Origin of the sequence: Chryseolinea serpens (assembly GCF_900129725.1) — a bacterium.
GTDB lineage: Bacteria > Bacteroidota > Bacteroidia > Cytophagales > Cyclobacteriaceae > Chryseolinea > Chryseolinea serpens.
In genome coordinates, this window is record NZ_FQWQ01000006.1 from 525,869 (window position 1) to 539,286 (window position 13,418).

At 51.2% G+C, this 13,418-nt stretch carries 13 protein-coding genes; 9 read left to right on the forward strand and 4 right to left on the reverse strand.

The genetic code is table 11. The features are described from left to right. Window positions 1-216 precede the first annotated feature (216 nt). Window positions 217-1,542, forward strand: coding sequence for a N,N-dimethylformamidase beta subunit family domain-containing protein (locus tag BUB30_RS33750; RefSeq protein ID WP_073143312.1), 1,326 nt, complete (start codon window positions 217-219; stop codon window positions 1,540-1,542). A gap of 3 nt (window positions 1,543-1,545) precedes the next feature. Here BUB30_RS33750 and BUB30_RS33755 read toward each other — a convergent pair whose 3' ends face one another. Next, a complete protein-coding gene (locus BUB30_RS33755; protein WP_073143313.1) occupies window positions 1,546-2,175 on the reverse strand; it encodes an L-threonylcarbamoyladenylate synthase in 630 nt (209 codons plus the stop codon). Window positions 2,176-2,311: 136 nt separating this feature from the next. Here BUB30_RS33755 and mltG point away from each other — a divergent pair, with 136 nt between their 5' ends. Genes mltG through BUB30_RS33770 form a run of 3 tightly spaced genes read left to right on the forward strand, consistent with a single transcriptional unit; the run spans window position 2,312 to window position 4,757 of the window. Next, entirely contained in the window at window positions 2,312-3,370 is a 1,059-nt protein-coding gene (gene mltG, locus BUB30_RS33760; protein WP_073143315.1) for an endolytic transglycosylase MltG, read from the forward strand. A 2-nt stretch (window positions 3,371-3,372) separates the two neighbouring features. Beyond that, entirely contained in the window at window positions 3,373-3,780 is a 408-nt protein-coding gene (locus tag BUB30_RS33765; RefSeq protein WP_073143316.1) for an acyl-CoA thioesterase, read from the forward strand. After that, window positions 3,777-4,757, forward strand: coding sequence for a YihY/virulence factor BrkB family protein (locus BUB30_RS33770; protein ID WP_073143318.1), 981 nt, complete (start codon window positions 3,777-3,779; stop codon window positions 4,755-4,757). Before BUB30_RS33765 ends, BUB30_RS33770 begins: the two co-directional genes overlap by 4 nt. Before the next feature lie 109 nt (window positions 4,758-4,866). On the opposite strand, the gene BUB30_RS33775 is transcribed toward BUB30_RS33770, so the two are convergent. Next, the gene (locus BUB30_RS33775) at window positions 4,867-5,361 is read right to left on the reverse strand and encodes a hypothetical protein (RefSeq protein ID WP_073143320.1); all 495 of its coding nucleotides are present in this window, start codon (window positions 5,359-5,361) and stop codon (window positions 4,867-4,869) included. 66 nt (window positions 5,362-5,427) lie between these two features. Between BUB30_RS33775 and BUB30_RS33780 the strand changes: the two genes are divergently transcribed. The 3 genes from BUB30_RS33780 (at window position 5,428) to BUB30_RS33790 (ending at window position 7,552) form a co-directional block, all read left to right on the forward strand. Continuing rightward, on the forward strand, window positions 5,428-6,039 hold the full coding sequence (locus tag BUB30_RS33780; protein WP_073143322.1) for a 2OG-Fe(II) oxygenase: 612 nt from the start codon (window positions 5,428-5,430) through the stop codon (window positions 6,037-6,039). Between the two features lie 142 nt (window positions 6,040-6,181). Continuing rightward, window positions 6,182-6,655, forward strand: a complete 474-nt coding sequence (locus BUB30_RS33785; protein ID WP_073143324.1) for a DinB family protein — start codon at window positions 6,182-6,184, stop codon at window positions 6,653-6,655. A 51-nt stretch (window positions 6,656-6,706) separates the two neighbouring features. After that, complete coding sequence (locus tag BUB30_RS33790; RefSeq protein WP_073143326.1) at window positions 6,707-7,552, forward strand: dienelactone hydrolase family protein; 846 nt, start codon at window positions 6,707-6,709, stop codon at window positions 7,550-7,552. Between the two features lie 74 nt (window positions 7,553-7,626). Here BUB30_RS33790 and BUB30_RS33795 read toward each other — a convergent pair whose 3' ends face one another. Then, window positions 7,627-9,261, reverse strand: coding sequence for an AMP-binding protein (locus tag BUB30_RS33795; protein ID WP_073143328.1), 1,635 nt, complete (start codon window positions 9,259-9,261; stop codon window positions 7,627-7,629). A 255-nt stretch (window positions 9,262-9,516) separates the two neighbouring features. Here BUB30_RS33795 and BUB30_RS33800 point away from each other — a divergent pair, with 255 nt between their 5' ends. Then, on the forward strand, window positions 9,517-9,996 hold the full coding sequence (locus BUB30_RS33800) for a hypothetical protein (RefSeq protein WP_073143329.1): 480 nt from the start codon (window positions 9,517-9,519) through the stop codon (window positions 9,994-9,996). Between the two features lie 83 nt (window positions 9,997-10,079). On the opposite strand, the gene BUB30_RS33805 is transcribed toward BUB30_RS33800, so the two are convergent. Then, window positions 10,080-10,610 carry a Uma2 family endonuclease gene (locus tag BUB30_RS33805; RefSeq protein ID WP_073143331.1) on the reverse strand — a complete coding sequence of 177 codons (531 nt, stop codon included), beginning with the start codon at window positions 10,608-10,610 and terminating at the stop codon, window positions 10,080-10,082. A gap of 78 nt (window positions 10,611-10,688) precedes the next feature. Here BUB30_RS33805 and polA point away from each other — a divergent pair, with 78 nt between their 5' ends. Further along, window positions 10,689-13,418: a DNA polymerase I gene (gene polA / locus BUB30_RS33810; protein ID WP_073143332.1), complete on the forward strand. Its 2,730-nt coding sequence runs from the start codon at window positions 10,689-10,691 to the stop codon at window positions 13,416-13,418.

A 13,418-nucleotide genomic window follows, 5' to 3' on the forward strand; every position in this document is an offset into this window, starting at 1 on the left:
TGCGTCAGGTCTTTGTTGCAGCCAAAGTTAATGGCGGGGACTCATTTTCTGGGGAAAAGACATAGCCTGTGTATGAAAAACTTCAAAAATTGACACCGATTTTGAAATGGGCGGCTTTCCCCGTAATCTTGGTAAAGCTTGTTTTTCTGTATGTTAAGTCGATGGCGCCGTTCCCGTGGTATTTCCACCTGTTTAGCTCTTTGTGTCCTCACCATTTTGTATTCCTGTCGCCACGAGGAGGAAGAAGCCGTGACACCTCCGGTCGTAAATCCGCCACCGCCGCCTCCCACCGGTCTCCCTACCAATCCGTGCGCGCCTACGATTTCACTGGGTTATACCGACAAGGTCTCCTATGCACCCGACGAACAAGTGACAGCCTATCTTCAGTCCAGCAAAGTCGTGGAACTCTGCCGTCTGGATATCTATGATGTAAAAGGCGTCAAAGCCTTTTCGATTGCTTCGCCGCTCACCGTCCAGGAGATGAATGCAGATCATCCGTCCACCAATGGATTTGGTTTTAACCCCACGATAAAATTTCCGATCCCTGCCACGGTGAAAAGTGGCATGTACTTCATCGAAAATAAAATTCCCTTTATTGTCAGAACTCCCGAAGCGATAGACTTGCTCATTGTCTATCCCTCCAACACCGCCAACGCCTATGAGGAAAGCGGAGGCAAGAGTCTCTACTCCGCATCAGACCGCCCGCCGATGGTTTCCTTTCTGCGGCCCATCGCGCTGCAACCCTTTTCAACGGTCTGCCTAACATGGTTTAGCGACATGAAGAATGTGAAGATCGGCTATGCGGCCGATTCCGACCTGGATGTTTACGAACGCCTGTCGAACGCAAAGATCGTCGTGATCGTAGGTCACAACGAATACTGGACCCGCCCGGGACGTTTGAACTTCGACAAGTTTGTCGACAACGGAGGCCATGCACTCGTGTTGTCGGGCAACACCATGTGGTGGCAAGTGCGCTACTCCGCCGACAAGACAGGACTCATTTGTTATAAGCATCACGACAACGATCCCGAAACCGACGAGTTGTTAAAGACCATCGAATGGACGAACGCCTCGCTACAATATTCCATCCTCTCCAGCCTCGGCGCCGATTTTCCCCACGGCGGCTATGGTTTGAAAACCGACAACGGCTGGAACGGCTACAAGATCATCGCTCCCAATTCTCCTTTGTTGGAAGGCTTAAACCTGGCAAAGGGCGATATCATTTCCTGTCCCACCTCGGAGTATGACGGAGCACCGGTCACCGGTTTTGACGGCGATGGCTATCCGATCCTGGACAAGGCCGCACTCCAATTTGAAAAGGCCGAGATCGTGGGCTTCGACAAAGGCTTCCGGGTGAACGAGACCATTTCAACATTCATCGTGAGCCAGAAAACAAAGACGTCGGGGATCATTGTGAATACCAGCTCTACCGATTGGTGTTCGAGCGGCGGCATGGGTGGAAGCTCGGGCGACAAGATCAAAGGCATTACGCAAAACGCCATTAAAAAACTGCTGGCCGGCCAAACGGTTTTCTCGAACTAACGATCAGATGATCTTATCCACATCGCCCAGACCGCGGCGGATGATCGTGATTTCTTCATTCGTACAATCAATAACACTGGAGGGCACATTGCCGCCGGGGCCACCGTCGATCACGAGATCCACATCGTTTTTAAAATCTTCGTAAATCTCCTCCGGGTCAGTGGTGTATTCTTTAATAACATCGTCGTCTTTTATGGAGGAAGTGATGAGGGGGTTGCCCAGCAACTTCACGATGTCGAGTGGGATGTTGTGGGCGGGGATCCGAATGCCTACGGTGCGCTTGTTCACGTCCAGGATCTTGGGCACTTTACTGCTGGATTCCAAAATAAAAGTGTAGGGTCCGGGCAACGCTTTTTTCAATATCTTGAAAACCGGCGTGTCGATCTTGCGCACGTATTCCGAAATGTGGCTGAGGTCGTTGCAGATAAAAGAGAGATCGAGTTTTTGGGGTTTAATGTCCATGATCCGGCAAAGGCGCTCGATGGATTTGCGGTTCATCAGGTCGCAGCCGATGCCATAGATGGTGTCGGTGGGATAGATGACGATGCCCCCTTTCCGGAGCACGTCCACCACGTGGGCAACCTTTCGGCCTTCCGGATTTTGGGGATGTATTTTGAGTAATTCTGCTGCCATGTTTTCTGAAAGTTAAGTAAATCGGGAAAATTCAAACCGGGGAGGGCTTTTTGTGCGGATCCAAAACCTTTCCCCGGTGTTTTTACTATGGGTTAACTAGTAACCTTTCACTATTTTTGAGCCCTATTATCCAGTTATGAAGCCGAGCAAGCGCCTGATATTCTTTCTACTGTTTTCCATCTTAGGGATCTCCTTCACCTTCTACGGTTTCCAGATGGTGTATACGCCTAACATCCTGGTCGATAAAGAAAACCGCTTGCTTTTAGTGCCCGAAGGGGCCACGTTCAAGGACATCCAAAAAGAATTGCACGACGGTGACTTCGTGCAGGATCTTTTATCCTTCAGCTTCCTGGCGCGCATCATGGGCTACACCCACGACGTGAAGCCCGGTCGTTATGTGCTGGTGAAGAACATGACCAACCTGGAGGCGATCAGAGCTTTGCGGTCGGGCAAACAGGAACCGGTCAGGATAACATTCAACAATGTCCGATTGATTCCCGAGCTGGCCGAAAAAATCACGAAGAACCTTAACATGGACAAGGGTGAGTTCGAAGCGGCCCTCATCGCGTTTGCCATGAACAACAAATACGGCTTCAACAAGGACAACGTGTTGAGCATGTTCATCCCAAACACCTACGAGGTCTATTACAACATATCGCCCCAACGGCTGATCGAGCGCATGCATCAGGAATACGAAAAGTTCTGGAATGCCGAGCGAAAAGAAAAAGCGAAAGCCCTGGGCTACACCCCCATCGAGGTGTCCACCCTGGCTTCGATCGTGCAAGCCGAAAGCATTAAGGATGAGGAAGCTCCTATCATTGCCAGCCTTTACCTGAACAGGCTCAGCAAAGGCATCGCCCTGCAGGCAGACCCCACGTTGGTTTTTGCCGTGGGCGATTTCACACTGAAGCGCGTGCTGAACGGCCACAAGCAGATCGACTCGCCCTACAACACCTACAAGTATCCTGGCTTGCCTCCCGGCCCCATCAACATGCCCGAGATCAGCTCCATCGATGCGGTGCTGGACCACGCAGACACCAACTATTATTATATGTGTGCCCGCGAAGATTTTTCCGGGTTTCACAACTTCACCAACAGCTACGAGGAACACATGCGCAACGCCGCCCGCTACCAGCGCGCCCTCACCATCGAGCAGGAGAAAGGCGAGGCGCTGCGAAAACAACAACAGCGCTAAGCATGTATCAATCCGAGACCAAGATTCGCGTGCGGTATGGTGAGACCGACCAGATGGGATATGTGTATTATGGATTTTACGCGATGTACTATGAAGTGGCCCGCGTGGAAAGCCTTCGCCAACTGGGACTAACCTACCGCGAAATTGAAGCGATGGGCGTCATCATGCCCGTGCTGGAAAATAAATCGAAGTACCTGGCCCCCGGTCGCTACGACGAAGAACTGAGGATCGTGACCACGCTGCGCGAAAAACCCAGCGTGCGCATAAAATTTGAGTACGAAATTTTTAACGAGCAAAACAAACTCATCCACCAGGGCGAAACGCTGCTGGCGTTTGTCGACAAGCTGACCAACCGGCCTTGCCGGCCCCCGGCAGCGATGGAAAAAGTGTTGCAGCCATTCTTCGCATGAAATTCAAATACAAACGACTTTTACTCCAATGGAATCCCGGGTGGTTGCTTTTCACCTGGCTGAAGAAAGTGCGTTTCAAAAAACACGAGAATGTTTCGCTCTACAAGATCCTGAAGATCTTTCTAAAAAACCTGACCGACGACGAGATCCTGGACCGCGCCAACGGAGTGGCATTCAACTTTATCCTCGCCATTTTTCCAGCCATCATCTTCTTGTTCACGCTCATTCCCTATGTGACGGACTATTTCCCCGAGATCAACACCAACAGTATCATGGATTTTGTGGGCGAACAAATTCCGCCCAGTATGTTCGAGGTGATCTCGTCTACGGTGTTGGACATCGTGAGCAACCAACGGGGCGGCTTGTTGTCGCTGGGTTTTGTGTTTTCGCTATACCTTTCCACCAACGGCATGATGGCGCTCATGCGCGCATTCAATGCCTGCTACCGGACCATCGAAAACCGCGGCGGAATTAAAACACGTTTGATCGCTACGGCGCTCACCGTCAACATGGCCTTAGCACTTCTTTTGGCTGTGATCTTACTGATTGTTGGCCAATTTGTGCTGCAATATGTCATGGCAAACTTGCCCGAATACGATTGGCTCACCGGCTTCACCGTAACGCTTCTTCACGTTTCGCGTTTCGTGGCCGTCTTCATTGCTTTCTTCATGGCCATCTCTACCATCTATTATTTTGGTCCCGCCATTCACTACAACTGGCGTTTCTTTTCCATCGGATCGTTGCTGGCCACCTTGCTCAGCCTGGCCGTGTCGTATGGATTCTCCTTCTACGTCACAAACTTCAGCACCTACAACAAAGTCTATGGCTCCATCGGCGTGCTCATCGCCCTCATGGCCTGGATCCAACTCATCACGGTGGTGCTGCTGGTCGGCTACGAAGTGAACACCAGCATCCACGACGCCATCCGCAAAGAAGCCCTGTGGAACGCCCGCAAACTCCGCCTGAAAAAATCCTGAATTTCTCTGCGTCTCGTTTGCGCGCCGAAGGCTTCAGCGAAGTAGGGCTTTGCCCGCCGAAGCTTTAGCGAAGGCGAGCGGTTTAAAAATTAAGAGGGGAGGGACTCTCTTAAAAACTGATTCGTATCGTATCGGTATAATCTACCGGCACCTTAATCGGAATGCCGTGATAATTCAATTTCAGAAACCCTTTATAATGGACCTCAAATTTCTTCCCCCCAATCATCCCCAGGATCGTATCTAACAACCCCAACTCCTTAATCGCAAGCTTCACCTCCAAGGGCACGGAAAATTCCTTTTGCGCAGGGATCTCCGTCCGCAGTTTCTGATCCACCGTCGCCGCCTTCTTCCCATTCACCCAAATGTCCACGTTGATGCGCTTCAATTTACCCCGCACTTTGTTCGGGTTATAAAAGATGGCATTGGCTTTCAGCATCGGTTCGGTGGAAGCATCCACCACCACGTCGCGGATTTGCCGCAACTCGATGCCTTCATGCGGCCCGTTGCAGGCCGAGAGCAAAAACAAAAAGCCCAATAGCGAAAAAGCAAAGCCGAAAGTTCTTCTTTTCCCGGGGAATGAAAGCTTTAAAAAGGAATGCGTCATAAGTTTACGTGTGAAGTTGCCATCGTCGTGGTAAGTATAGACATTCTATTTATAAATTTGTTACACATGAACACCCACTTTGATTCTATTGCCGACGGATTGGCGGAAAAAGGCTACGCAATCGCCGACGATTTCCTGAGTCCCGCCGAAGTGTCGGCCATTCTGAACCTCGACACATTCAAGGCGGGCATATCCGAATTCAAAAAAGCCGGCATCGGCAAAGACCAGGGCCTGCAGATCAACGAAGCCATCCGTGGTGATTATATTCAATGGCTGGATAAAACTAGCTCGCCGGATGCGGTACGCGTGTACCTCAATCGATTGAATGAGCTCGTCCAGTTCCTTAATCAAAATCTGTTCCTGAGTTTAAAAGATTATGAGGTGCACCTCACGGTTTACCCGCCCGGTTCGTATTATAAACGCCACCTCGATCAATTCAAAAAAAACGACCACCGTCGCCTTTCCGTGATCTGCTACCTCAACCCCGACTGGAAACCCGAAGAAGGCGGCCAACTCCGCATGTACCTGGAGGAAGACCAACTCGACACCTTGCCACAGGCCGGCCGCCTGGTTTGTTTTCGCAGCGACCAGATCGAGCACGAAGTGTTGCCCGCCACACGCGAGCGCCTCAGCCTGACCGGTTGGATGCTCGATCAATTGGTGGATGTCAGGATTTGATGTGACACGGCGATCAACGGGAATTTTTTTATAGAATGATGCATTGTTTTTATTATCGGTATGCTTCACGCATTCGGGCGTGAATAAAAGCGTGTAACTTGCCTGCCGTTTTATGAACCATCATTTCAATTTTCTGTAGAACATGAAGCAGTATTTCCTCAAACTTTATCAGTACAATCAATGGGCGAACAACCGTGTGTTAAGTGCCCTGACCCGTCAGCACGTGAGCGATGAAAAGATCCTCGGCCTTTTGGGTCACATCGTGGCCGCGCAATTTCTTTGGCTGCACCGTATCAAAGGGTTGCCCCCGGCACAGGTGAAGCTTTGGGGTGGAGAGTATAGCCTGGCGCAATTGACGACCATGGCGGAGGAAGTGGGCAGGCTTTGGTTGGAGTTTGTTGAGAGTACCGACAACTTTAATCGCGAGCTCACCTACACGAACTATACGGGCGATCCCTACATCAACAACGTGGAGATGATCATGATCCACCTCGTGAACCACAGCAGCTACCATCGCGCCCAGATCGCCATGCAGCTGCGCCAAAAAGGATTCGAGCCCATCAATACCGATTTCATTACCTACGACCGGGTGATCACCGGCCAATGGAAGGAGTGATGAACAAAATCAGACCGGCCGCGGTTTTATGAACACCTAAACATAACCCTTATGAAAAGAATTGCACTTCAACTCTTTGCGCTCCTTTTGGCGGTAACGGCCTTTGGGCAGGATGGTATCACCGTATGCCACACCTCGTCAACCGAAAAATTTGCCGTTTTTGCATCCAACAAAAAATTTAACAGCGAACACGCTACGCCCTTGCCCTACGTGCACGTGAGCCAGGAGGGTGGCAAAATGATCACCTACAAAACCGCCGATGGCCAGCAAGCCAACGCCTACCTGATCATGAGCAAAACAAAAACCAACAACTGGATTTTTGTTTTCCAGGAATGGTGGGGCCTGAACGACTGGATCAAGAAAGAAGCCGATGAACTGTTCAAAGACCTCGGCAACGTGAACGTGATCGCCCTCGACATGTACGACGGCAAAGTGACGGCCGACCGCGCCGCCGCCGGCCAACTCATGCAGCAATTCAAACAAGAACGCGGCGACGCCATTGTGAAAGGCGCCATCGCCTACGTTGGTCCCCAGGCAAAGATCGGCACCATCGGTTGGTGCTTTGGAGGAGGACAGTCGTTGCTGGCCACCCTCAACGCCGGCAAACAAGCCGCGGGCTGTGTGATCTACTATGGCATGCCCGTGGACGACGTTGAGAAACTGAAGACCCTCAACACCGACGTGCTCGGCATCTTTGCTTCCAAAGAAAAATACATCACCCCCGAAGTGGTGAGTAAATTCGAAGCCAACATGAAGGCCGCCGGAAAGAAGCTGGAAGTAAAAAACTATGATGCCGACCACGCCTTCGCCAACCCCAGCAATCCCATCTACGACAAGGCAGCAACGGAAGACGCATACAAGCGCACCTTGGCGTTCTTCAAAGCACACTTGAAATAATCAGACAGACATTAAAAGTAAAAGGGAACTGAAATCATCAGTTCCCTTTTTTATTGACGGAGGTCATGATGCATTCATTCCCACACGACCACGGAATTCGCTTTATACCACTCGGGATATTTTGAAAGATTGGCCTTCTCCAATTCATTCCGCTTGAGCTTTAGCGAAGGCGTTAGCATGCCGTTCTCCACCGTCCAATCGTCGCGCATCACCACGGCGGCGCCCAGGCGTTCATAGGTTTCCAATACGGGATTGAGCTCCGAAAAAGTTTGACGGATGCTTTCCAGGATGGCTTCCCTGGATTTTGATTTCCCCGCGGCAGAGAGATTTATCAAAGCAATAGGCTGGGGAATGCCCATGCCCACCACGCAGACCTGATCGATGTCGGGGTTTCGCAGAAGCTGCAGCTCGATGGGTGTGGGGTTCACAAATTTTCCCTTGTCGGTCTTGAATTGATCTTTCACACGGCCGGTGAGGGTCAGGAATCCTTCGTCGTCCACAACGCCTTTGTCGCCCGTGCGCAGAAAGCCGTCGTCGGTGATGACGGATTGGGTTAGCTCCGGGTCTTTGTAATAGCCTTTCATCACCGCCGCGTGTTTCACCTGCAGCTCGCCGGTCTCGCTAAAGCGAACCTGCACGTCGGGCCAGGCCTGGCCGACGGTGCCATACTTCACACCGGGCAGATTCACATGCGAATAGGCCAGGTTCTCTGTCATGCCATACGTGTCGCGGATGGTGACGTCGAGGCGTTGAAACCATTCCAACAACTCGGCGGCTATCGGCGCGGCACCGGAAATCACCCAGTTTGCTTTTGCCAGACCCAGCTTCTTTTTGATAGCGTTTTTTATGATGGAACGCACGATGGGAATTTTTAGCAGCCGGTCCAGTTTCGGTTGAGGCATGGCTTCCAGGATCTTCTCGCGAAACTTGGCCCAGATGCGGGGCACGGCCAGGAAGATGGTGGGCTGTGCATGCGCAAGGTTTTCGCTAAAAGTTTGAAGCGATTCGGAGAAGTACACGGTGGAGCCCGAGTAGATCGTGCCCATTTCCACCAGTGAACGCTCGGCCACGTGGCTCAAAGGCAGGTAGGAGAAGAACCGCTGTTTGCCGTTTTCGGCTTCGAGGTGTCTGAGTCCTTCAGTGATGACATAAGCAAAGGAAGCGAACGTAGCCATCACACCCTTTGGATTACCAGTGGTGCCCGAAGTGTACATGATCGTGGCTAAATCGTCGGAGCGCAGCGCTGCGAAAGATGTCATCGGTGCATGCTGTGCCACGAGCGATTCCCAAGTGGGATAAGGTGTGTTGATGTAAGTAGAGATCCCGATGCAATGAAGGCCTTCAGGTATCCCTGAACGTTGCTCGTCCCACGTATCGAGTTTGCCGATAAACAAAATTTTCGATTCGCTGTGTTCTAAGATCTGACGGATCGTGGCCGCGGTGAAGGTTGCGTAAAGCGGCACGGAGATATGTCCGGCCATCCAGATGGCCATGTCGGCCATGAACCAGTGCGCGCAGTTTTTGGAGAGGATCGCAATTTTGCTTTTTGGCGGCAAGCCGTAGGTGGACAGTGCCGTGGCCATGCGCCGGATCTCGTCGCCCGCTTCTTTATAGGTCCATTTTTTCCATTGACCGGCGAGCGGTTGTTGTAGAAAAATCGCCCCAGGGGTGGTGGCCTCCCAATGACTGAATTGCTGAACAGGGTTCATGGAGATAGGTTTCGGTTTGGTGATGGCCTTTTTGTTGAGGGAAACGGGGCTCGAACAAAAAAGACGTTTTTCAAGCTAAAAACCAATTTTTTGAGGGCTTTTGTCAACTCGCTGTCGACCCCCGGAAAACCCCGTGTAAACCTTTTGTTAACGGCTTTTGACGGCTGAGACGGCAACCGTGCCGTATCTGAACCCAGGCTCAAAATTTGCAGCCTCGGAGTAATCCGCCCATTCACAACAAAAGTTTAACGATTCATGAAAAAAACACCCCCCTCTTCCAAAAACTTGGCGGCACGATTCACGTCCATCGATTCCCTGTATCCGTTCCTGGCAGGCATCCTGATCTTCATCGGAACCCTGATCCTGAGCAGTTGCAGCAAAGATGAGAACGAAGATTTTAGCGCAGACGTATCCAAGTTGGCCGGCACCTATGCCGTGGCCGACACCGATGAATACGACGAAGTAGAGAACTATGAAGTGACCATCACCAAATCCAAGGATGGCGGCGCGAACGTGGAGATCAGTAATTTTGGTGATTTCATGTATGTGCCGGTAAAGGCCACCATCAAAGGCAACACATTCGACATCCCGCACCAATCCTTCAAAGGGAAGTCCATGACCATTGCGTTATCCGGTTCGGGCACGGTTAGCGGCAGGAGTATAAACTTCAAGTACACTCTGGAAACAGACGACGATTATACGTTTGAACACAACTGCGCGGCTACCAAGAAATAGCAAGCATCAATTCATCTTGTCAAAATAGTTAGGTGGTAAGGAGCGTGGCGGGATTTTCCTGTCGCGCTTTTCTTTGTGCCGGATCAGAACACGAAAACATCTTTGAGGAGGCGTGATGTGAGCATATTTTTTTCTGTCGGAAGTTTCACATACACACCTTTCTGAAGTTGAAATCCGAAAGCCGCATTTGTATCGGGATCGATGATCCAATATTCCTTCACGGCAAATTTCTCGTAAAGACGTTTCTTGGTGATAAGGTCGCGCCTTCTGTTGGATGGAGAAAGTATTTCTATGATCAGATCAGGTGAGCCGTGTACGTGGCCCCTGACGATATGCGCATTTTCTTTAAGAATGAATAGAAGGTCGGGCTGGACGAGGTTCTTTTTCTCGTCCAAGTAGACATCGAAAGGTGCTGCAAAAACGCGACCCGCGTCGTGTTTCTGTGCATAGAAGAATAATTGCGCGGTCAATTGCGCACTAATGCTCTGATGGCGGTCAACGGGTGATGGAGACATATAAATTTTGTTGTCAATAACTTCAGCCAACGTGCTTTCGGGGAGGTTTTCGTAAACTTCCAGGGCGGTGAGGGGAGGGTAAACGGCAATGCTATGCATAGTTAAAAATAATCAAAAACGTTCTGCATTCCTTTCAGAAACATTGGATTCTTTTCGAAATGTGCGATACTTTGCAGCATGAGCAGACCCGATAAAAAACTTTTCCTTCTCGACGCCTACGCACTGATCTATCGCGCGCATTTTGCCTTTACCAAAACCCCCCGGATCAACTCCAAAGGCATAAATACCTCCGTGGCCTTCGGGTTCACCAACACGTTGATGGAAGTGCTCCAAAAACAAAAACCCACCCACATCGGCGTCGCCTTCGACACCGTGGCCAAAACCTTTCGCGACGAGATCTTCAAAGAATATAAGGCTACCCGCCAGGAAACCCCCGAAGACATTCGCTCCGGTATCCCCATCGTGAAAGAAATTATCCGCGGCTTCAACATCCCCATCCTCGAAATGGACGGCTACGAAGCCGACGACATCATCGGCACCCTCGCCGCGCAAGCCTCCAAGCAAGGTTTCGAAGTGTACATGATGACACCCGACAAAGACTTCGGGCAGTTGGTGAACGACCAGGTTTTTCTTTACAAACCCGCCTACATGGGCAACGCCGTCGATGTGCTCGGCCCCAAAGAGGTATGCGAGAAATGGGACATTGAAAACGTGTCGCAAGTGATCGATATACTAGGCTTGCAAGGCGACACCTCCGATAACATCCCCGGCATTCCGGGCTTCGGTCCCAAGACCGCTGCCACCTTGTTAAAGCAATACGGCACAGTCGAAAACATTGTCGCCCACGCCGCCGATCTGAAAGGCAAGCAAAAAGAATTGGTAACACAATTCGGCGACCAGGCGATCCTTTCCAAAAGACTCGCCACCATCATCACCGACGTACCCGTTGCCTTCGACGAAAACGAGCTGGCCTACAAAGGTCCCGATGCCGAAAAACTGAAACCTATTTTCAACGACCTCGAATTCAAATCCATCTCTGCCCGCGCCTTTGGTGAATACATGGCCGATGTGCCCCGCGTGGCACCCAAGCCCGCACAACTCTCCATGTTCGGCCAACCCGACGAACCCGTTGTGGCGGAAGTGATGACCGAACGAAAAACGCTCTCCAGCCAAACCGTGCAATACACACAGCTGGAAAACGAAGAACAATTACAGGCGTTGATGGTGAAGCTAAAAGAACAACGCCACATCGCCCTGGACACGCTCAGCGATGATGCACCTAATTTCGATTTTCAATGGAGAGCCATCGCTTTTGCCTATCGCGCAGACGAAGCCTTTTATTTTTCCATCGACACGGCGGAGCAGGCAACACGGGCCGCGAAGATCGTGGCACCCGTTTTAGGGGATGCGCAAATCGGCAAAGTGGGTCACAATCTGAAGGCCATGATCCTGGCGTTAAAGAAAAATAACGTGGAGGTAGCGGGCCCGTTGTTCGACACCATGCTGGCGCATTATCTGATCGAACCCGAGGCTTCGCACGATCTACCCATCATTTGTTCACAATACCTGGGCTATGACCTGATGGAGACTGGCAGCCTGAAAGACCGCCTCTGCGAACGCGTCGACCAGCTTGTTCAGTTGCGTGAGAAACTAAAAGCTGAACTGGAACAACGCCGCGTGAGCCGCCTGATGAGCGACACTGAGATGCCGTTGGTGTATGTGCTGGCGCAAATGGAATTTGAAGGCGTGAAGGTAAATACCGAATCGCTGGCTAAAATGTCGGAGGAACTGAAAATAGAGAGCGACAAAGTGCAGCACGATATTTTTCAAATGGCCGGCTCCGAATTCAACATCGGCTCGCCAAAACAGCTAGGGGATATTCTTTTCGATAAAATGAAGCTGATCGAGAAGCCGAAGAAAACCAAGTCGGGCCAGTACGCCACCGGCGAAGATATTTTATTGACCCTCGCACCAAAACACGAGATCGCCAAGCGCATTCTCGACTACCGCGAATACGAAAAGCTCCGCTCCACCTACGTGGATGCGCTTCCAAAAATGATCAGCAAAACCGATGGCCGCATTCACACCGACTATCGCCAGGCTGTGGCAGCCACCGGACGTTTGAGCTCGAATAACCCCAACCTGCAAAACATTCCCATCCGCACCGAGAAAGGACGGCAAATACGCAAAGCGTTCGGGCCCCGAAACGATGAGTTTCTCTTCATGTCGGCCGACTATTCGCAAATTGAACTGCGCATCGCGGCGTCCTTTGCAAAAGATCAAACGATGATCGACGCCTTCCGCAACAAGCGGGACATTCACACCACCACCGCGGCGAAAGTTTTTAAAGTAGACCTCGACAAAGTGACCCCCGATATGCGGCGGAAAGCAAAAGAGGTGAACTTCGGCATCCTGTATGGCAGCACGGCTTTCGGACTGTCACAAAACCTGGGCATTTCGCGCACGGAAGCAGCCGAGATCATCCAATCGTACTTCACCGAATTCGCCGCCATCAAACGCTATATGGACGACTCCATCAACATGGCGCGCGAAAAAGAATATGTAGAGACCATCCTGGGCAGAAAACGCTATTTGCGCGACATCAACTCCCGCAACGTGACCACCCGCGGCTTTGCGGAACGCAACGCGATCAACGCCCCCATACAAGGCAGCGCTGCCGACATCATCAAGATCGCGATGGTAAACATCCACCGCTGGATCGGCAAAGAGAAACTCAAGTCGAAAATGACCATGCAAGTACACGACGAATTGTGCTTCGACGTGCACAAGGACGAGGTGGAGATCGTGAAAACAAACATTGTCAATTTGATGAAATACGCGGTGCACCTGGAAGTGCCCATGGAAGTGGAGGTCGGCGTGGGGCTGAACTGGTTGGAGGCACACTAG

Excerpts from the sequence above, each read along its gene's own strand:
- mltG (WP_073143315.1), top strand. The coding sequence starts at position 2,312 with ATGAAGCCGAGCAAGCGCCTGATATTCTTTCTACTGTTTTCCATCTTA.
- BUB30_RS33800 (WP_073143329.1), top strand. The coding sequence starts at position 9,517 with ATGAAAAAAACACCCCCCTCTTCCAAAAACTTGGCGGCACGATTCACG.
- BUB30_RS33775 (WP_073143320.1), bottom strand. The coding sequence starts at position 5,361 with ATGACGCATTCCTTTTTAAAGCTTTCATTCCCCGGGAAAAGAAGAACT.
- BUB30_RS33805 (WP_073143331.1), bottom strand. The coding sequence starts at position 10,610 with ATGCATAGCATTGCCGTTTACCCTCCCCTCACCGCCCTGGAAGTTTAC.
- BUB30_RS33790 (WP_073143326.1), top strand. The coding sequence starts at position 6,707 with ATGAAAAGAATTGCACTTCAACTCTTTGCGCTCCTTTTGGCGGTAACG.
- BUB30_RS33795 (WP_073143328.1), bottom strand. The coding sequence starts at position 9,261 with ATGAACCCTGTTCAGCAATTCAGTCATTGGGAGGCCACCACCCCTGGG.
- BUB30_RS33765 (WP_073143316.1), top strand. The coding sequence starts at position 3,373 with ATGTATCAATCCGAGACCAAGATTCGCGTGCGGTATGGTGAGACCGAC.
- BUB30_RS33755 (WP_073143313.1), bottom strand. The coding sequence starts at position 2,175 with ATGGCAGCAGAATTACTCAAAATACATCCCCAAAATCCGGAAGGCCGA.
- polA (WP_073143332.1), top strand. The coding sequence starts at position 10,689 with ATGAGCAGACCCGATAAAAAACTTTTCCTTCTCGACGCCTACGCACTG.
- BUB30_RS33785 (WP_073143324.1), top strand. The coding sequence starts at position 6,182 with ATGAAGCAGTATTTCCTCAAACTTTATCAGTACAATCAATGGGCGAAC.
- BUB30_RS33770 (WP_073143318.1), top strand. The coding sequence starts at position 3,777 with ATGAAATTCAAATACAAACGACTTTTACTCCAATGGAATCCCGGGTGG.
- BUB30_RS33780 (WP_073143322.1), top strand. The coding sequence starts at position 5,428 with ATGAACACCCACTTTGATTCTATTGCCGACGGATTGGCGGAAAAAGGC.